At 41.3% G+C, this 18678-nt stretch carries 18 protein-coding genes; 5 read left to right on the top strand and 13 right to left on the bottom strand.

The genetic code is table 11. The annotated features are described in order from the left end of the window. Positions 1-1676 (top strand): hypothetical protein (locus ACM2FC_RS08255; protein ID WP_498480409.1); only part of this gene is annotated, 1676 nt, incomplete at its 5' end. A 120-nt stretch (positions 1677-1796) separates the two neighbouring features. Here the strand turns inward: ACM2FC_RS08255 and ACM2FC_RS08250 are convergent. After that, positions 1797-2063 carry a hypothetical protein gene (locus tag ACM2FC_RS08250; RefSeq protein WP_498480408.1) on the bottom strand — a complete coding sequence of 89 codons (267 nt, stop codon included), beginning with the start codon at positions 2061-2063 and terminating at the stop codon, positions 1797-1799. Positions 2064-2235: 172 nt separating this feature from the next. On the opposite strand from ACM2FC_RS08250, the gene ACM2FC_RS08245 reads away from it, so the two are divergent. Next, complete coding sequence (locus tag ACM2FC_RS08245; protein WP_498480407.1) at positions 2236-3294, top strand: FUSC family protein; 1059 nt, start codon at positions 2236-2238, stop codon at positions 3292-3294. A gap of 379 nt (positions 3295-3673) precedes the next feature. Next, positions 3674-5848, top strand: a complete 2175-nt coding sequence (gene katG, locus ACM2FC_RS08240) for a catalase/peroxidase HPI (protein ID WP_498480406.1) — start codon at positions 3674-3676, stop codon at positions 5846-5848. A 92-nt stretch (positions 5849-5940) separates the two neighbouring features. Here the strand turns inward: katG and ACM2FC_RS08235 are convergent, their stop codons facing one another. The 3 genes from ACM2FC_RS08235 to ACM2FC_RS08225 all read right to left on the bottom strand — a co-directional run bounded on the left by ACM2FC_RS08235 (position 5941) and on the right by ACM2FC_RS08225 (position 8374). Further along, positions 5941-7647: an ABC transporter ATP-binding protein gene (locus tag ACM2FC_RS08235; protein WP_498480422.1), complete on the bottom strand. Its 1707-nt coding sequence runs from the start codon at positions 7645-7647 to the stop codon at positions 5941-5943. Positions 7648-7914: 267 nt separating this feature from the next. Then, positions 7915-8151 carry a hypothetical protein gene (locus tag ACM2FC_RS08230; protein ID WP_498480405.1) on the bottom strand — a complete coding sequence of 79 codons (237 nt, stop codon included), beginning with the start codon at positions 8149-8151 and terminating at the stop codon, positions 7915-7917. Positions 8152-8164: 13 nt separating this feature from the next. Beyond that, positions 8165-8374: an SHOCT domain-containing protein gene (locus ACM2FC_RS08225; protein ID WP_498480404.1), complete on the bottom strand. Its 210-nt coding sequence runs from the start codon at positions 8372-8374 to the stop codon at positions 8165-8167. A gap of 215 nt (positions 8375-8589) precedes the next feature. On the opposite strand from ACM2FC_RS08225, the gene ACM2FC_RS08220 reads away from it, so the two are divergent. After that, the gene (locus ACM2FC_RS08220; protein ID WP_498480403.1) at positions 8590-9336 is read left to right on the top strand and encodes an endonuclease; all 747 of its coding nucleotides are present in this window, start codon (positions 8590-8592) and stop codon (positions 9334-9336) included. 54 nt (positions 9337-9390) lie between these two features. Here the strand turns inward: ACM2FC_RS08220 and ACM2FC_RS08215 are convergent, their stop codons facing one another. From ACM2FC_RS08215 to ACM2FC_RS08175, 9 genes are all read right to left on the bottom strand, one after another. Beyond that, on the bottom strand, positions 9391-10887 hold the full coding sequence (locus ACM2FC_RS08215) for a sulfotransferase (protein ID WP_498480402.1): 1497 nt from the start codon (positions 10885-10887) through the stop codon (positions 9391-9393). Further along, positions 10880-11122, bottom strand: coding sequence for a hypothetical protein (locus tag ACM2FC_RS08210; protein WP_498480401.1), 243 nt, complete (start codon positions 11120-11122; stop codon positions 10880-10882). The genes ACM2FC_RS08215 and ACM2FC_RS08210 overlap by 8 nt, the downstream gene beginning before the upstream one ends. Before the next feature lie 20 nt (positions 11123-11142). Next, positions 11143-12459, bottom strand: coding sequence for an arylsulfotransferase family protein (locus ACM2FC_RS08205; protein ID WP_498480400.1), 1317 nt, complete (start codon positions 12457-12459; stop codon positions 11143-11145). Between the two features lie 186 nt (positions 12460-12645). After that, complete coding sequence (locus tag ACM2FC_RS08200; RefSeq protein WP_498480399.1) at positions 12646-13302, bottom strand: DUF2491 family protein; 657 nt, start codon at positions 13300-13302, stop codon at positions 12646-12648. Between the two features lie 96 nt (positions 13303-13398). Continuing rightward, positions 13399-14085: a PspA/IM30 family protein gene (locus ACM2FC_RS08195; RefSeq protein ID WP_498480398.1), complete on the bottom strand. Its 687-nt coding sequence runs from the start codon at positions 14083-14085 to the stop codon at positions 13399-13401. 13 nt (positions 14086-14098) lie between these two features. After that, positions 14099-14491, bottom strand: coding sequence for a DUF2170 family protein (locus ACM2FC_RS08190; RefSeq protein WP_498480397.1), 393 nt, complete (start codon positions 14489-14491; stop codon positions 14099-14101). Positions 14492-14505: 14 nt separating this feature from the next. Then, positions 14506-15672, bottom strand: coding sequence for a glutathionylspermidine synthase family protein (locus ACM2FC_RS08185; protein ID WP_498480396.1), 1167 nt, complete (start codon positions 15670-15672; stop codon positions 14506-14508). Further along, entirely contained in the window at positions 15672-16514 is an 843-nt protein-coding gene (locus ACM2FC_RS08180) for a DUF1190 domain-containing protein (protein ID WP_498480395.1), read from the bottom strand. The genes ACM2FC_RS08185 and ACM2FC_RS08180 overlap by 1 nt, the downstream gene beginning before the upstream one ends. 14 nt (positions 16515-16528) lie before the next feature. Continuing rightward, positions 16529-16942 carry a DUF350 domain-containing protein gene (locus ACM2FC_RS08175; protein WP_498480394.1) on the bottom strand — a complete coding sequence of 138 codons (414 nt, stop codon included), beginning with the start codon at positions 16940-16942 and terminating at the stop codon, positions 16529-16531. Between the two features lie 379 nt (positions 16943-17321). Between ACM2FC_RS08175 and ACM2FC_RS08170 the strand changes: the two genes are divergently transcribed. Further along, entirely contained in the window at positions 17322-18656 is a 1335-nt protein-coding gene (locus ACM2FC_RS08170; RefSeq protein WP_498480393.1) for a tyrosine-type recombinase/integrase, read from the top strand. Positions 18657-18678: the final 22 nt, after the last annotated feature.

Here is an 18678-nt window from a genome sequence, read left to right as displayed (position 1 = left end):
ATGTCATTGATGTCATTGATGTCATTGATGTCATTGATGTCATTGATGTCATTGATGTCATTATCAACATAATCAACTTCTTTGTGCACCTCAAGGATATGATCAGTTGTATTAACTCAGCAACACATTTTTATGGTGACTTAATGGATATGACCTACTCATACAAACCCAAGATTCAAAGTGGTATAAATAGTGTTCGCGAATCAATACTAGATTTAGTTCCTAATACACGCTTAACAGATTATCAACCACTAGCAGAAGGCGCCGGAGAAAGTTGTATCAAATTTGTTACATCTTCGATGCAAGAGTTAACCAATAGCATAATGAACAACTCATTTATAAATGACGTTATAATTACTCCACTCAATTACCTCACTTCAGCAATTGGCTCAATTATAGATGGCATTATCGAAGTAGTAAGTCCAATCATTATTGAAGATGTCGATGTGGATGTCAGTCAAGTCTATAACCTTGTACTTGGCTCTAGAGATGGCTCCAATCTCAATACAGCTGAAGCCGTACTTGCGAAAATAATAGATGCTACGCTAAGCATTCTTGGTGACCCAACTGCTGTTCCGAATATTGCTCTATCTCTGGTTGATGATTTAAAAGATTCTTACTTCGATGCCGTAAACTGGACATTTGACCTTATCGAATCTGTTGTAGAAGTTGCATTTGATATTGCTTCAAACATGTGGAACCAAAAATTTATCCGACTTCAGATTCCGGTAGTCACTAGCTTTATAAAGCTATTTGGAATAGATCTATCTATTAACGTCAGCCTAAAGGAATTGAACGGTCTCTTCTTAGGTATATTCTACTGGGTGACCAACTACATTATTACAGGGAAAAGCTATACTTACCTGCCTTCAATACCTTCGTCATTTTATAGCCAAGGTTCCCAAAGCAACCTTCTGTCGATTGACACCAAAGCATGGGGAAGATTTGGTTTAATAATGGGATTATATGGGAATGTTATTACTTGGGCGTTTAATGGCCTATGGTATGTAGACCAAAACCGCAAAGCAGCGGATATACTAAGCGGTAACAGTGCATTGTTTAAACCTGGAGCATGGTGTTCTCATATAGCAATGATTAGTGATACGTTCATGTGCGTCTTGGCAAATATACACGCAACCGTAAACTTAATTAGAATGATATGCTCTTGTATCGTTGCCGGAATTACAGATCCTGAAGCTTCTAAAAATCAAGGCATGTGGTTTGATGTTTTAGGATCTATAGCATTTTCAGTATTGATGATTCCACTAGGGTTAAAGCTTATCAAACCTGACCATTCACTCTATGATTTAAAAAACTTTTGGAAACGCTGGTGGACGTTAAATTTAGTAAGGCATTGCTCTTTTGAAGTTATATTTTTTATCAATTCCATCGTAGGGCTTGCTGAAGATAATGAGATGAGTGATAAGGATACTGGGTTAGCAGTATGGTATATGATCGCAGAGCGAGGACAAGGCCTAACCGTACCGATTAAAGACCTTACTGACAATGCTAACGGTAGTGACGACGTTGATAATATTGATAACCCCGATTCATGTGACTCTGAGAAAAGAGCAAAAAAAGTCATTAAGCGCAGAAACCGTGCTATGTTGGCTTGTATACCCCTCACCGCTTTTAATACGGTTACCCACTCTGTGAGGATGGGACTTGAATGGTAGCGGACTCAATAATAATTAGTAGCTACACAAAACAATCTTAAGATTATATACAATACGAGCCTTGTCTTATTCATATTCTGGAGATGAGGCTCACTTGGGTAGCTCCCAACGTGCTAGTTGTCAGTTCTTGGTGATACACCGAATATCAAACAACTCAGTACACTGAACCCCTGTTATCAGCTCTACTGCTTCTAAATCTTGAATAACACTCTCAAATTTTGCTTGAGCCGTTTCGCCAACAATATAGACTTTCAAAACATCGGGTACGTCTGGATAAACGGAGTTATGCGCCTGAGCGAGCTGGGATAGATAATTGGCGGCAGGAGAATAATCAGCATAAATGGTTAATGTACCTGTGGACAGGTTGAGTTCACTACTTTGCTTCATTAGACAGTAGTCTCTACTAACAACAACTAGTAGGTGCTGTTATACCTACGCAGATCAACGAGAATATCAGGCTTTGGTAATTAACCTGTCAATAAAAGGTATAGCGCACCCTTTTGGTTACTGGGCATGATACGGGCGTTTTGCTACTATACAACTTTTAACGCATCAAAATATGTTTTCTTCTACCAAACATTATCTGCATACTCACCAGCAATTAACTCACGCAATTCGCATCACACTAGCGCTCACCTTTACCTTAGTATTTTATAAGATCACTCAACTACCACATTCACTGTGGGGGCCGATAACCGTCTCAGTTGTAATGAGTCAGTCGCAACATGCTGCTCTTATACATAAAGGCTTTCAACGAATCGTAGGAACGACTTTAGGCGCAACGATCGGCTTAGTCACCATCTTATTCCCAACAAGTTTACCTTTGTTGGCACCACTCTGGATTCTTTTGGGTGTATTTATACTTAGCTTGAAAATGCGAGGAAAATATCAGTATCTGTTTTTCCTCGCAGTAATGACATCACTTATCGTGGGTTACCAAGAGTCGGCGAATGTTGAAGTTTCCGTCGCTTTATGGCGAGTCGCCAACATTTTGATTGGTACAATCATTGCCATCTCGTTTTCCCAGTTGCTCCCTACTCATACTTCAACTAACTGGCGCTTACTGCAACATAGAGTGCTTACAAACTTGAGAACCTTGTATCTCGCTCACGCATCGTTCCAACTACCTTCAGAAGAGCATCTTTATCAACTACGTAGAAAGGTCATTACTGATCATGTAAAGATGTCAGGGCTTATGGAAAACCTACAAAAAGAAAAGCCCGCGCATATAGAAAAATTTCAGCATTATCTCCAAACTCAAAGAGCCCTAATTGCTTTGATTGAACAACTGGTTGATACACACTGGAGCACAGATATTAGCCATCAAAAGCTCATTGAGAACAACGAGATTAAGCATATTTTGCACATCATTGGTATAGCATTCGAAAAGTTGGACAGTGGCGATCTCGACACGATTGACATGCCAAAGATTAAAGATGTAGTTGCAATCGCAAAACGCTTTATGCAAGCGGATGACCCTGAGCACGAGAACTTTAAGCTTGGCCCGTACGGATACCTCTGGTTAACTCGCCAACTCATTGTTCACTTAGATAAGTTAATTGAATATAAATCAGAACTAGATCAGCTCAAATATCACCAAAAATTAATTTCTTCATGAGCCTAACAAAAACACTAAAAAACACTAAAAAAATGAAACAATACACTTAATGAGTACACTGAGTCAGGTTAGGTTTCTGTAACTCTTTTGAAGCTAGATTTTGAGACTATAATTCATAGCTGTGGTTAATTATTTAATACCGTGTTTATTGTCTAATCCTTGGAACTTTTAGCCCGACTTAAAACTCGAACAATAAATTTGGAAAGTTTGATTTTGCTGACGCAACTGCACAATCAGTGAAAAGGATCACCTATTAAATTAATAGGCAAGGTATATTGGATACCAAAAGTACTTTGCCTTAGTATGGATATAATTTTCAATAGTTTAAGTATATAAATTGCCCGTTTAAATACTTCTAAATAAACGCAAGGAACAACGAATGGATAATAAAGAGCAAAAACCGACAGGTAAATGCCCATTTGCACACGGTAGCGTTACCTCACCAGAAATAGACAACAACAATTGGTGGCCGAAAGGGCTCAACCTCGACATACTTCACCAACACGACAGCAAAACAAACCCTTTAGGTGAAAATTTTAACTATAGAGAAGCATTAAAAGAATTGAACACCGACGCCTTAAAACGCGATCTAAAATCCTTAATGACTGATAGTCAGGATTGGTGGCCTGCTGATTGGGGTCACTATGGTGGCTTAATGATCCGTATGGCTTGGCACTCAGCAGGGACATATCGCACTGCAGACGGGCGTGGTGGAGCAAACACCGGCAATCAAAGATTTGCCCCTCTCAATTCTTGGCCAGACAACGTAAACCTCGATAAAGCACGACGCCTTCTTTGGCCGATCAAGAAAAAATACGGCAACAAAATCAGCTGGGCAGACCTAATGATCCTTGCGGGCAACATCGCCTACGAATCTATGGGATTAAAAACTTTTGGTTTTGCATTTGGCCGAGAAGATATCTGGCATCCTGAAAAGGACATTTACTGGGGTTCTGAAACAGAGTGGCTTGCACCAAGCGGCTCAAAGGGAAGCCGTTATTCCGGAGAGCGTGATTTAGAAAAACCACTAGCGGCTGTGATGATGGGTCTCATCTATGTAAACCCAGAAGGCGTAGATGGCAACCCAGATCCACTAAAAACCGCCCAAGATATGCGAGTGACGTTCTCTCGTATGGCAATGAACGACGAAGAAACCGTCGCACTAACCGCAGGTGGACATACTGTGGGCAAAGCTCACGGTAACGGAAAAGTCTCAAACGTCGGAGCAGAACCTGAAGCAGCCGATATTAGCGAACAGGGACTAGGCTGGAATGTTAAATCAGGCCGAGGTATCGGACGCGATACTGTTTCTAGTGGTATCGAAGGCGCTTGGACAACGCATCCAACTCAATGGGACAATGGATATTTTGAGTTGTTGTTCGGCTATGAGTGGGAGCTAAGCAAAAGCCCTGCAGGCGCTTGGCAATGGGAACCCGTCGATATAAAAGAACAAGACAAACCTGTCGATGTTGAGGACCCATCAATTCGCTATAACCCAATAATGACAGATGCGGATATGGCGCTAAAGGTGGACCCTGAATATAGAAAAATTTCTGAGCGCTTCAAAAACGATCCTGAATATTTCTCTAAAACTTTTGCTCGAGCATGGTTCAAACTGACTCATCGTGATTTAGGACCTAAGTCAGCCTATATTGGTAATGACGTGCCAAGTGAAGATTTACTTTGGCAGGACCCTATCCCAGCAGGCTCTAAAAGTTATGACATAAACAAAGTCAAACAACTCCTGCTAGAAAGTGGCTTAAGCATTGGTGAGATGGTCACGACCGCATGGGATAGCGCTAGAACATTCCGACAGTCAGACCGTCGTGGGGGTGCAAACGGAGCTCGAATTTGCCTTTCCCCACAAAAAAACTGGCAAGGAAATGAACCTGCTAAATTATCTAAGGTACTCAGTGTTATCGAAAAGATCGCTTCATCAACAGGCGCTAGCATTGCTGACACAATAGTGATTGCTGGTAATCTCGGTGTAGAGCAAGCTGCTGAAAATGCTGGTTTTTCCACAACGATACCTTTTGAAGCCGGCCGCGGTGATGCACTGCAAGAGATGACAGATGTAGAGTCATTCGACGTACTTGAACCACTCGCCGATGGGTTTAGAAACTGGCAAAAACAAGACTACGCAGTAACCCCGGAAGAAATGCTGCTTGACCGTGCCCAACTGATGGGCTTAACAGCCTCGGAAATGACAGTGCTAATCGGTGGTATGCGTGTACTTGGCACCAACTACGCAGACAGTGCCCATGGTGTCTTCACTGACAATGTTGGTACTTTGAGCAACGACTTCTTCGTCAACTTAGTCGATATGGCATACACATGGCAACCAATAGATAACGGTCTATACGATGTGGTTGATAGAAAAACTGGACAAGTAAAATGGACTGCTACACGCGTTGACTTGGTATTCGGTTCAAACTCTGTTCTGCGCTCATATGCTGAGGTGTACGCACAAGATGATAGCAAAGAGAAATTTGTCCGAGACTTTATCGCCGCATGGACAAAAGTGATGAATGCCGACAGGTTTGATTTGCTATAAGCTCTTCCCTACATCAATAAGGCCAGTACCCCAAATAAGGGTTCTGGCCTTATTTTAACCTAAACTTTAGGATAAGTTCTCCAGCATAGGTTTTAACTATAAAGAGTTTGATATAAACCTTCTTGGACAACCAGCTCATGATGTTGCCCCGACTGAACCACTTTCCCATCTTCTAAAACATAAATTATATCCGCCTGTTTCACTGCAGATAATCGGTGGGCGACAATCAAGGTCGTTTTCCCCTGCAAGAATTGATTCATCGCTGTGTGCAAGTGGGATTCTGTCGTTGAGTCCAACGCGGAAGTTGCTTCGTCCAGAATAACAAAATCTGGATTGGTGAGAACCATTCTGGCAATCGCCAACCGTTGCCGCTGCCCTCCTGATAAACGCACCCCTTGTTTTCCTAGCTGAGATTCCAGTCTATCTGGCAGGCTATCAATGAGCTCCGTTAGCTGCGCAACGCCCAAAGCTTGGTAGAGTTGTTCGTCTGAGTAATCTTCACCGAGTGTTAAGTTCTGCCTGACCGTATCGTTAAATATCATTGGATGCTGTAAGACAGTCGCAACTTTGGCTCGCAGTTCTTCGTAACCGACTTTTTCGATGGGATGACCATTTACTAAAATATCACCACTTTCCTTTTGATATACACCAAGGAGGAGTTGTATCAAGGTTGACTTACCGCCACCAGAAGCTCCAACTAACGCGACACGTTTTCCTTTGGGAATAACCAAGTTGAGGTTTTGGAGAACTCTTCGCTCTTTGTTATAAGCAAAGCAAACATCGTTAAATTCGATAGTAAACGACTCAGATGGAACAAATGGATTAACGCTCGCTTTTGGTCTCACCTCTTCTTCGAGCTGCAAAATACGATTTAATCGCTTCATCGCCGCCGACGCGCTAAACCAAGAATATTGGATATTTAGCAGATCCTGAATCGGTGACAACATAAACCAGAGATAACCAAAAATTGCGAAGATCTGGCCAATGGTGAGATCACCCATTAATACCAAAGCAATCGCTGCCGCTCGGAAAATTTCAAACCCCACGAGAAAGGTAAGAAACGATAGGCGATTGGCGGCATCCGACTGCCACGCATAGTTGTCTGCATCTACTCGAATCGAATTCGCATCCTCTTTAAGCCGCTGTAAATATTCTCTTTCACGGTTTGAAGCACGTAACTGATAAAGACCATCGAGTGTTTCAACCAGTCTTTGCTGGAATCGCTCGAACGACTGATTCTCAAACTTTTTTAACTTCTTAACTCTCTGCCCCATCAAGCGTGACAAGTAAACGATCACTGGATTAAGAAGGACAATAAATAAACCTAGCTTCCAATCAATCCAAAATAAAACGACAGCAATACCGATGACACTGATAACAGACACAACAAATCGACTTAACGTACTACCAATAAAACTATCTATTGTTTCAATATCGGTCACCAAGTGAGAGGTCAATGCGCCACTACCAAGATCTTCATATTGGCGCATACTGACTTTACCTAACTTGTCTAAAAGCTGCTGACGTAAAAAACAAGTGAGGGACTTGGAAATGAGAGTAAATTGACGTGTTTGGTAGATATTCAATGCTTGACTCGCCAGCCGCATGACAACCACCAAAATAGTAACCATAACAATGTATCCCATGGCAGTTTGCCACTCAGTCGGCAACACCATATTCAGCAAAGTAATCCCCTCACCCTGTTTCTTCAGTAAGACTTCATCAACCAACACGGGCATAAACAATGGGATTGGGACACTCAGCAATGCCGCTAGTGTTGCAACAATGTTGGCCACCACTAACTTATGTTTGTGTTTTGATGCTTGGTTTAGTAGCCAAGCTTTATTGATCGTTACAGTATTCAAGATATGACTCGGCTATATAAACCCACAAATTAGAGATTGTTAATATTTATATACTAGATTGTCGAGTCTGTTCGAGTGGTTATTGTTGTTAAGAATTGTGGAGAAACGCGTCAACTTGTAAGCATCGCAATATATTCTGCAATAGCAAAAAAAGAGTTACTTGTCAGATAAACGTAGTAACTCTTTCCAAGCTCAAATGCCTCAAACCCTATGTTTGCAGCTACATCTATTTAACGGTTTTTGTATAGGCACTACGCTCAGTTTACCTTGATAAGTATTGCTAAAATACATCAGTGCATAGACCATCAGCAAAACAACAAAAAACGGTAGGATATATGCGCTTGCAATTACACCAGCTAGCAAACTCGCACTATTAAAAATAAATGCGACTACCGCTAAGAAACCAATGACTAACAATGCATCGAGCCACTTTTTCATTTTCATATCCCCCTTAGAGCTTCTCTCGGATATGTTCAAATTCCTCTGAGCTTATTTCCCCATTGGCCAGTCTACGCTTAGCAATTTCTAACGGAGATTCTTTGTGTTCGACAGAAATCGTTTGTGGCTTAGAGAAAACCAAGTAAAACAATAATCCCCAAAACACAATCATTGCTATAGGCATAAGCCAGCTATACCAATCGTACCCGTAAAAAAATGACATAACCTTACCTCTTCAATTTAAAGTTCAACCCAACCAATTGGCCAATGATTAAACAATAAGCTTTACCCTAAGGGTAAGGTCAAACACTAAGTAGAAAAATTATTCGCATCATATTTGCAGGCTTAGACATCGTCAGTAGTGATCGCCTAACCACGTTGTAACATCATAAAAGTATGGTTAAAGTATTACTAAGTGATAATTGCATCGAAAGCCGAATGAAAAATACTCTTAAGTCGATACTATTCTTTCTCGCCCTATTTCCCACTTTTGCGTTCGCATTAACTAGCCAAGGAAATACAACTAATGATTCGTTTAGCAAAGCGAAAAGACTGATGCAGAAAGAGATCTATGTTGAACCTGATGAAATGCATACGATTTACTGCGGTGCCAAGTTTGATAAAACTAAGCATGTCATTCTTCCTTCAGGCTTTAAAACAACAAAATACCGAAATCGTTTAAAAACGTGGGAAGCTGAGCACGTTGTACCCGCTGAGAACTTTGGCCGCAACTTTACAGCATGGCGAGATGGAAACCCGAAATGCGTCGATAAGCATGGTAAACATTACAAAGGCCGCAAGTGTGCGACAAAAGTCAGTGAGGAATATCGGCTCATGCAAGCAGATTTGTACAACCTATTTCCCGCGATTGGTAGTGTGAATGCGCTAAGGCAAAACTACAACTTTACAATGATTCCAAGTGCTAAGTCCGATTTTGGTTCTTGTGATATGCGTATTGAAAATAACAAAGTTCAACCTCCAACCAGAGCTAGGGGTGTGATAGCGCGAACTTATTTGTATTTTGATGAGGTCTACCCAACGTTCAAAATGAGCGCAAGCCAGAAAAAGCTAATGCAGGCTTGGAACAAGCAATACCCAGTAACACCAGCAGAGTGTGAACGGGCGAAGATCATCCAACATATTCAAGGAAATGTTGATCCTATACTTGCGGCGCAGTGCAGTTAAACTAAGTTCCGAAAATCGATGTTAAGCCTTAGCTCTTTCGAGCAGAGGCTTAAATTATTCCAACGCACGTATTTGAAGGGAGTTATAAATAGACGACATTTTACTCACCAGCTCTGCGTCAATATGAGCATTGTCCGTTATTACTTTGTCGTTTTGATAAAAACGACCAAGCTGGTTGAGCAGCAAAGCTTCTTCACTCATGCTCAGATTAATGAATTGTGCTATTCGCTTTAACTCATGTTCTGGTTCAGCGCAAAGTTTGTCGTAGTCAACAAAACAAACTCTTTCAGAATGAATTTCCAATAGTGAACCGTAGCAAGCACACCAATACTCATACCAAAATTCAATTTCTTCGGCAGTACTATGAGTGGTTTTAGAAAACCATTGATTAAAATCTATCGGCTTTAAGTTTTGTCCAAAGTCGAAATGACCGATACCAGACATATAAATTTTGGAAAACTCGTCTTGTGTATGAATGTCGAGAAAGTTTAAATGTTGTCTTAGTAAAGATTGGCAATGGCTGTAAGGCTCTCTAAACAAAATAAGGCACTTCCCTTCAGGCACAGTATTCAACAAGAACTCTATTCTCGCGATGTTCATGTTGTTTTTGGAAAGATAACGTAACTCAGAGCTATTTTGGGAAATCGCAGTAGAGACTATTTTTCGCTGATGTTGAATGAAGAATTTTTTGAACGCCTTGTGTTCATGGGTTGGCCACGAGGAAATATGTTCTTTATGATATTGCTCTTCCCAATAAGCCATCCAAATTACTTCCTCAAAGGCTTCTGGACTATCCAAGCTCACTTTCATACCATCACCATGCGCCCTTTCAACTTCATTAGAGCTTGTCTTAAACAGTTTTGAAAACTTACGCCATAAAAACGGCACTAGAACGAATGGCATATTGCGGTAGGTATGCGTGGCAAACTTATCTGTATTAAAACATATCTCAGTAAGTAACGTCGTACCTGCGCGTGGCAAAGCGGTGATGAATAATGGTTGTGAATTCTCTATTGATTCAGTGTTTACAAACAGCTTATCTTCAACCTTAGATAGAAAGGTTTGAATTCCTCTGGTAGCAAAAGCAAACAAATGAAGCGCCTTTTCCATTCGCGAATAACGAACCTCAAACCCCTTACCGACCTTTCTTTGTGCCGGCGACTTTTTCGCAAAGAAACACTTCCAGATCACAAGTCCTATAAGAGTCGAAGCAATTAAAAAAGGTATCGAGATTAAAACCTCAACAACATAAGATACTTGAAAGATCCCAAACACTTCGAGAACGTACAACAGTGCAAAAGGTATAAGGAAAATCGCTAGAAAACAGGCCAGTGTTGTGAGAAATTGCCACAGCAGTTTAAGGGTAAAGGATTGAATTATTTTTTCCTTGTCTTCATCCGATAATGAAATATCTCCAATCGCGATAAGCATTGAAGCAGCACTCGCACTCATCTGAATGACTTTTTTAGGCACCTTAAAGCTGATAAAACAGACAATAAAAATAACGACAAACAGCCCTGCACCAACGTAGCTTTGTAGAAGACTACTCATTGCTGTTATTCATTTCCTGCGCTTGCTTCTTTCGCTTGCGAGCTCTTTTGATCGGGTACCACACGAACCCAACGAGAGCAAAGATAAAAATGAGTAACACAGCCAAAAAAGTCCCGATAGCCGTCAACCCAACTCCGGGGCCAATATAGGCTAATGCACGGACTGGAAAGAGCACAAACAAAATTGCGAAAAAGCCAATGCGACTTGCAAATACCCTTATAAAATAATCATTCATAGCATTCCCTGCTTCCGTTATTACTCACTAGTAAGCGTACTGCATTTCTTCATCTTTTGACGGAAAAACACCTCGTCAAATTCTGGGTCGAGCCGTTGAGCTTCATCTATAAAGCCAATGAGCCCTTCAGGTAATACATTGTGGAATTCCCAGACTATATCCTTACCATTCAGCTCAAATGCTCTGCCTTTCACAGACTCGGTCACTAAAATATTTCCATTTTTTAGCTGCTGATGTTTCCCCATAATCGCGGTAAAAAATGGCTCATCTGGGGTTCCTTGGTAAGTCACCGTCGGATGCGGCTCTCCATCTGTCAGACTGATAATACGGCTATAGGACTCATCCAAAGCATCGGTATGGGTATAGTTATCGAAAACCGAAATGGTGTTTCCGTCGATAAAATCTGGATCGTGCTGACGAATAAAACTCCCTACAAACATCTTTTTAAACTTCATCTTGCTATCAAAGATCATTACCGCATGAATATTGCGAATAGAAATCATAATATCGCCCGTTTCAAAAAGCCCTGGCTCCATATCAGACGGAAAAATTTCTATATCATTCGGGTGCAAGGTATCACCGCTAACAGTAATGGTAAAAGGTCGATTGCTAGACATGTACATCCAACTTTCCAATCCGTTATCTTTCAGCAAGTCGACAAACTCCCACTCCTGAAGCAGCTCTCCATCTGTGGATAGTTTAAGTACTTGAAACTCTTTATATGGAGGGAGATAACCGGGCAGGTCATCTGAAGTTGATTCCAAGTATCTAACTCCCAAGGTCCATAGGTTGTCCTGTTCATCTAAAAACACCGCATGATGCGTCATTCTAGGGAAACGCCAAATGACGTTGCCACAGATATCCATGCGGAAAAGACCAGCATTTTCCATACTGAAAATCAGATCGCCATTTTTCATTAGAATAACACCGTGAGTAAATGGTCCGGGTAGCGACTCAAATTTTCTATTTTTTGGGTGGTGCTTGACGTCTGGCCATAATTCAAACCAGTTTATCTGCCAGTTGTGGATGACATTCCCTTGCGCATCAATGACTGAAGCTTGAGAGTGATTGTTTGGCCCTATTCCAGTCACCAGCGACAACCCCGGTTGCATGGATTGATTGTCTACAATAGCAATTCGCTCTTTCCTGTCAGAGCGGTGATAGTACCAAGGCAGCTCTCCAACAATTAGACTTTTAATTGCTTCAAAGCCAGATTTAGCCTGCTGGAATATCTCATAAGGAAAATAAAAGCGCATACCTGTCATAACCACGCCCACCATGAACGCAAGGATTGCCACTGATATTATTTTTCTAGCTTGCTCTAAATCTAATTTCACCTAAGGCCTTAATTGCTATATGCATTTAGAAGTTTTGGATACATCTATATCAGCGTAGCACTTAATTTGGGTTTATAAATTTAGTTCGATTGATTGTATGAATGACCTGGCGTTATAGCATGAAAATAATTGATAGTTACTCATTGACTTCGTATAAGAAGCCTTTTGTTACAACTACCACTAAGATTAGTTAGAGGTAATATCAATCGTATTTAACGCAAAACCTGTGGAGCGAACTAACTCTCTCTCAAGCGTGTTATGCACTTTATTAATACTCTCTTCGACTGTGACCAACAACATTTCTATCTGATCGGCTGAAATTGGTCGAGTGTAAGACATACCAAATTGGGTGGTTTCTGTTGTAGAGCCATTGAGGTGATAGGTTTTCTCTACCATAGGGACAGGCGCGTCGTCATCCCAAAATTTTTCAAAGTTGTGGCCTGCGAGTTGATAAATACCCGATTCTGATACAACTTCATTTTTAAGTGCCGCCTCCCACTCTGAGTCAGACAAAGAGCGACTATCAAAGTAATACCACAAGCCGATTTCTGAAATGCCAGATTCATCGTTGCCATATAACAATATCTGTATAAAGCCTTCATCGTCGGTGTAGTAGCGTATCACTCGATTAGTTTCATCGATTTGAACCACACCCACGGCTTGGATGATTTGTGTTGGGCTTGCACCTTCAATCGTGAGTTCATCTTCCATGGTTTTCAGAATCATCTCATCGATAGTGACACTGCCACCAAGCTTTAAGCCTAATAACTCAGGATATGGATTATTGGGCGAGCTTGGCTTAATTTCTGGTGTTGAGAAGAGAGATTTCAGTTTATCAAACATGATTGGACTCCTATCAAGTTCAGCCATTACATTTCAGATGAAAGCGTACTCAGGCCAGTTGAACAATTGAAATCTACTGGCCCCCTATTTTTAGGCTTATTTTTGATTCATGATACGTGCAAGTTCATCTTCGGCAGAGGAGTCTCCTCCCGTAATTCCCGCTTGAGCCAGCTTCGCATCTAAGTCAGCTTCTGTACCAATCGAAGCCAATTCACTCGCTGCTTCAAACTCTGCTTGACGCTTCTCTTGCTTGGCCTGAATACGAGCTAGGGAATCGACTGCCGTTGTGACTCTCGAATTGCCACCGCCTACCGAGCTCAACGTTGCAGCTTGAGCCTTTTGCACAGATTCGGTTGCTTTAACAATATCAACTTGGGATTCTAAATGCGCGACTCTGTCTTTAGAAGCTTGAACACTTTGGCGCATCTTGTTTTCTGAATCATTGTAAAATACTTGATTCTTTTGCGCCGCTTGTAAATCGGTACGTAACTTAGACACCTTTTGTGCGCATTCTAAAGCTAAAGCTTGATCGCCTTTTTCTGCGGCTGAACGTGCATGAGCTTCGTACTTATCGATTGAAGATTGAATCTCCACGATTTTTTTATCAATCAGCTTTCTATCAGCAATAATACTCACTAAGCTGCGATCCGCTTTTGTTAACTCATCTTTTGCTTCGCGGATATGTTGAGTGAGAATGGTTAACGAGTTTTCGTCAGCGATCGCTTCGTTTGCTTCGTTAACTTTACCTTTAAAGATTGTACTTAATGTCGAAAAAAGTCCCATAATTTAACCCTCTCTATTTACCCTTGAAGAAGCGACTCGCAAACTCAAGTAGCTCGACAGAATTAATAAATAACATCGCAATCTCAAGTTCGATATTGGACAATTTTGACTGAGAACTTAGCGCGCCAAATGCACAATAATACGTATCGTTATCAAAGGTTGACTTACCGACAGTGGTCAGTGGTAACGCTTTATGTGCAAACAATACTTCACTATCAAAGCGAGCTGGATCAGCGATTTCAGATTCAGCAAATAACAGTGTCTCCACTAAAATTTGTGAGTTATTCACGGTTAATACCGCATTTAGCTCATCTTCATTCGCAATAACAAGGGCATTGTCAGTTACATCAATACTCCAATTGTGCTCAGACTTTTCTAGGTACTCTTTAATTTCAGTAATACTCATCGTTTTTTCCATCATCAGATAATCACATGAGGGACAAACCGGGATAAGTCATCCGTTATCCTCGATTCACTTTCTCGCACAGATATTCCACTGGCAACTCGCCCAATCACCCAAGAACCAATCACACAGCGGCCGTGTTTAAAATCCGCCAGTGGCCAATACTGTTGGGTAATATAACCTTCGTCACCATAATTGCCTGTCGTAGATTCAATATTATCGCCGTCCATAACTATAGAGATATTGGCCCCTTCTCGGCTATAGATAGGCTTATTCACTTTGTTACGAATCGTGTCCGCTTTAGGATCGTCACTAAAATAGCACGGCAATAAATTCTCATGATTTGGATAAAGTTGCCATAGAATGGGTAGAAGTGCTTTGGATGAGAGCAGCACTTTCCATAGTGGCTCTATAAACTTAATCTTTGAGGATTCAATAAACTGCGCATACTCATCCAAGAGCGCAAACTCATAGGGATAAAGCATAAACATCGTCTCAATGTGTTTTGAATTATGATCAGCAAATCGATGTTCAGCCGTCAACTGGATATCATATATATCCAATATCACCACTTCCCAACCCGACTCCTCCGCACAAGCCGCTAGATATTGAACCGTTCTTAAATCTTCTGCTGAATCTTCACAAACAGCAAAGTGCAACACTGACGAAGTTGGCTGCTTGGTTTTCATTAACTGTTTAAATTGAACAATCAGCTGTTCATCCAGTAAGTTAAATTGATCGGTATATGGTGCTAACTGCCCGCGCTCAACATTTTGCTGCATCCAATCCCATGCCACTACCGCAGCTTCAAACAAACTCGTTGGGGTTTGAGCATTATATTCCAGCAATTTTGCTGGCGACTTACCGTCCCACGCAAAATCAAATCGTCCATACAAGTAGGACTTATCCGTTTGCCAAGACTTGCGTAGCAAAGCATGATACTGCTTGGGTATACAAAACTTATCTAATAAATCGTGACGAAAGGCGTACTCTATCGCTTCAATGCACATGTCGTGTAATTGTTCAGAGACTCTATCAATATTGTCAATTTGTTCTCGGCTAAACTGATAATATCTATCCTCAATCCAATATGGGTAGCGTTGGCTCACCTCAAAGAAGTCAAAGCCAAGGTGACAAACTCTATCTTGCCAATTGTCACGAGGACCAATATCGCGAGAAATCATCAGCTACCAAACCCCCCTCGAACTGACCCAGTCCGGCCGAACCCACCGCGACTAATTGTGGTCACTTTGGGTGACGACTTATACACTCGAACTTGTTGTCTTTTAAGCTTGGGTTTTGAGCGATAAGTGCCCGAGCTTCCCGCATAATAACCGCCTGTACCTGAATAAATCTGTTCGCAATTTGTGCCGTTTTTTTGCAAGCACTCTTTGTACAACTTTTCTCTTTTGCTTCTGCTCAGGTAGTCGCCCGTTTCATCAAGTGCTTCGGACAAGATATAGCCAGTAGCCAATGCTCCAGCAGTGCTATTTCCAGAGCTATTTTTTTGCGTAATTGTTGAGTCTACCGGATCTAAAGTGCTTGTAGGCAAAGGCTTGGTGTATTTTTCACTCAACGCTACTTGCACTTTATTAGCATCCCGATATTTGCCAAGAATTTCTCCATCGGCAAGAAACGCATACCCAAAGTGAGAAGAGCGATTATTCGTTGATGTAAAAAATGGAAGAGCAAAATTTTGATCGTTCTTATGGGTAATAAAGCCAGCCATTCTCGGCTGCCATACCCCATCATCAAATTCACTACAGACATTGCCATAATCTTGTTCGCAATTTCTTTCGGTGTAGTAACGCATAGCGGTACGTTCTGCTTCCGCTAACGCTTTTATATAAACCTCATTACAAAATTGAGTACCTTCAGTGATATCACAGGATCGTTTTTGAGTGTAAAGAGTGTAGTCGGTGCTTTCTCCACAGCCATACAGCGTCGATACACCTAGAAATGTGATAATAGGCTTGCGCTTACCGATTAGGTGCTTGGAAATATCTATAATCCCTTGTTTTTTCATAGCATTCCCACCTATTAATACGACATACTTGCTGCGTTGAGTGCGCCTATCGATATGTAAAACGCCGCCGCGACGATAGCTGCAGCGAGCTCATTATTTTCTATTCTCTGGGTAAATTTAGGCATGAACACTTTGCGAACTATCAACATAGCTAAGAACTGAGTGATTGCCCCGACGACTCCCCATACCAGAAAATCCACATAACTGGTCGAGCTCGATGCCACTCCAGAAATCGCAACTGAGTACCCGATTAGCGAACCACCCAATGCGATGGCTGCAGCAGAATTTTGCTTCTCTTTGATGAGCACCCACTCGTCATAAGGCGTAAGCCAAATGCTGACGTATTTAAAGATCAATAAGAAAACTAAAGCAGTAATGAAGTAAAGTGCGAAATTTGCTAGCCCTGCAAAATCAATAACGTTTTCCATGGTCCCTCACGAAGTTTGTGTTGTAATAAAAATAGTTTGTAGAACATTAGCTCAGATCAGCCAACTGAGTATAGTACAGACATCAATACTGTTAAGTGATTAGAAGAAAGTATTTTTTGAGCCAGTGTATAGATTGGTTCTGTAAAACGTTGATGATGTATCTGAGTATAAAAACGGCTCAGAACTGATCGAGTTTTGAAATTCGTTAGATAATAAAAAAGACGCCCTAGGACGTCTTTAATATAGAATGTGGCGGTGAGTGAGAGATTCGAATTCATTAACTGCCTTTAAAATCTCTCACCCAACCTACTGAATCCTTTGTAATACCTATAGTTAACTACTATTCTAAGCACATCAGTGTAGAACAAAGTGTAGAACAATGACTCCAAAACAACATTTGTATAAACGTGGTACTAAATGGTATTTCGTGTACCGATTACCCAAGGATTTACAGCATCTTTACGACGGCAAGAAGAAACTACAAGTGGCATTAGGAACAGACAGCCTTAGTGAAGCCCAGAAGCTACGTGGTGCGCTCCTTTTAGAGATTGAAAGTAAACGTATCAGCTTAGGTACCAACCCTCTTGGTGAGCGTTACAGACAGCTTGTAGCCAAGATTAGAGGTGAACATTCCAAGTTAAACACTAATGAAGAATTCGAAGCATTCGATTCGTACTACGACGTTGACAGTTTACGTACGAATGACCCATTGAAAGCAGCAGCAGTCTTAGAGGCTACAGGTCACACTCCACCAGCCGAGCTAAATGCACCAAGTACAAATTACACACTCCAAGAAGTTGGTGAAATGTACTTACAGACCATTACTGGAAACGTTAGCGATTCTACTATTCGTAACACCAAACGAGCACTTACCAAGTTCAAGACCTTCCAGTTAAACAAAGACAGCACATTAAACTCAATCGACAGACCTACAGTAGTGAATTTCATTGCGCACCTGAGAGCTGACCTTCAAGCCAAATCAATTAACACCCTTCTAAGCTGCCTCAATCGCATTTACAGCTACGCTTATGACCGTGGTTACATCACGTCATCTTCACCATTCAAAGACCACACTGTGAAGGACAGCCGCTCTAAAACCGACAGCTATAAGCCATTCACATTAGACCAATGGAAAAAGTTACTTCCAATTCTTGAAACCAGTGCTAACACCTACGCTAAGAAGTGGATTGCACCAATTGGACTAATGACAGGAATGAGAGTGAATGAAATCTGCGGATTACACAAAGAAGACATTTACCAAGAATCTAACGGCAAATGGTTCATCAGCTTACACACTGATAATCGTCGACTGAAAACTAAGAACAGCATTCGAAGAGTACCAATCCACGAATCAATCTTACCTGCAATCTTGAAACTCAAAGCAGATTCAGACAATGAATTCCTAATCAAGGAAGTCATCAATTCCCCGTCAAACCGCTCTAGTTCACTGGCCAATTGGTTCAGTCGTACCAAACTGGAGCACATAACCAAGGATTCAAATGTCGCATTTCACAGCCTACGAGGAATGTTAGCGACTGCATTGCAATCAGCAGAAGTACCAGAGTTACAAGCGGCAGAATTGTTAGGACATAAGATTACGAATCTATCTTACGGTGTGTATTCAAGTGGCTCCAAGCCAGACTTATTGTGCAGCTACTTAGATAAAGCTGGAAAAGAACTAAAAGGGTTTATTGATTGCTTTCCTAAAAAATGAAAGCCCATCACTAAAGATAGGC

The organism is Vibrio sp. A37, assembly GCF_059777565.1.
The sequence above is the reverse complement of the archived record's forward strand: the minus strand, read 5'-3'. Positions and strand labels throughout refer to the sequence as shown.

Excerpts from the sequence above, each read along its gene's own strand:
- ACM2FC_RS08250 (WP_498480408.1), bottom strand. The coding sequence starts at position 2,063 with ATGAAGCAAAGTAGTGAACTCAACCTGTCCACAGGTACATTAACCATT.
- ACM2FC_RS08245 (WP_498480407.1), top strand. The coding sequence starts at position 2,236 with ATGTTTTCTTCTACCAAACATTATCTGCATACTCACCAGCAATTAACT.
- katG (WP_498480406.1), top strand. The coding sequence starts at position 3,674 with ATGGATAATAAAGAGCAAAAACCGACAGGTAAATGCCCATTTGCACAC.
- ACM2FC_RS08230 (WP_498480405.1), bottom strand. The coding sequence starts at position 8,151 with ATGAAAAAGTGGCTCGATGCATTGTTAGTCATTGGTTTCTTAGCGGTA.
- ACM2FC_RS08225 (WP_498480404.1), bottom strand. The coding sequence starts at position 8,374 with ATGTCATTTTTTTACGGGTACGATTGGTATAGCTGGCTTATGCCTATA.
- ACM2FC_RS08220 (WP_498480403.1), top strand. The coding sequence starts at position 8,590 with ATGAAAAATACTCTTAAGTCGATACTATTCTTTCTCGCCCTATTTCCC.
- ACM2FC_RS08215 (WP_498480402.1), bottom strand. The coding sequence starts at position 10,887 with ATGAGTAGTCTTCTACAAAGCTACGTTGGTGCAGGGCTGTTTGTCGTT.
- ACM2FC_RS08210 (WP_498480401.1), bottom strand. The coding sequence starts at position 11,122 with ATGAATGATTATTTTATAAGGGTATTTGCAAGTCGCATTGGCTTTTTC.
- ACM2FC_RS08200 (WP_498480399.1), bottom strand. The coding sequence starts at position 13,302 with ATGTTTGATAAACTGAAATCTCTCTTCTCAACACCAGAAATTAAGCCA.
- ACM2FC_RS08195 (WP_498480398.1), bottom strand. The coding sequence starts at position 14,085 with ATGGGACTTTTTTCGACATTAAGTACAATCTTTAAAGGTAAAGTTAAC.
- ACM2FC_RS08190 (WP_498480397.1), bottom strand. The coding sequence starts at position 14,491 with ATGAGTATTACTGAAATTAAAGAGTACCTAGAAAAGTCTGAGCACAAT.
- ACM2FC_RS08185 (WP_498480396.1), bottom strand. The coding sequence starts at position 15,672 with ATGATTTCTCGCGATATTGGTCCTCGTGACAATTGGCAAGATAGAGTT.
- ACM2FC_RS08180 (WP_498480395.1), bottom strand. The coding sequence starts at position 16,514 with ATGAAAAAACAAGGGATTATAGATATTTCCAAGCACCTAATCGGTAAG.
- ACM2FC_RS08175 (WP_498480394.1), bottom strand. The coding sequence starts at position 16,942 with ATGGAAAACGTTATTGATTTTGCAGGGCTAGCAAATTTCGCACTTTAC.
- ACM2FC_RS08170 (WP_498480393.1), top strand. The coding sequence starts at position 17,322 with ATGACTCCAAAACAACATTTGTATAAACGTGGTACTAAATGGTATTTC.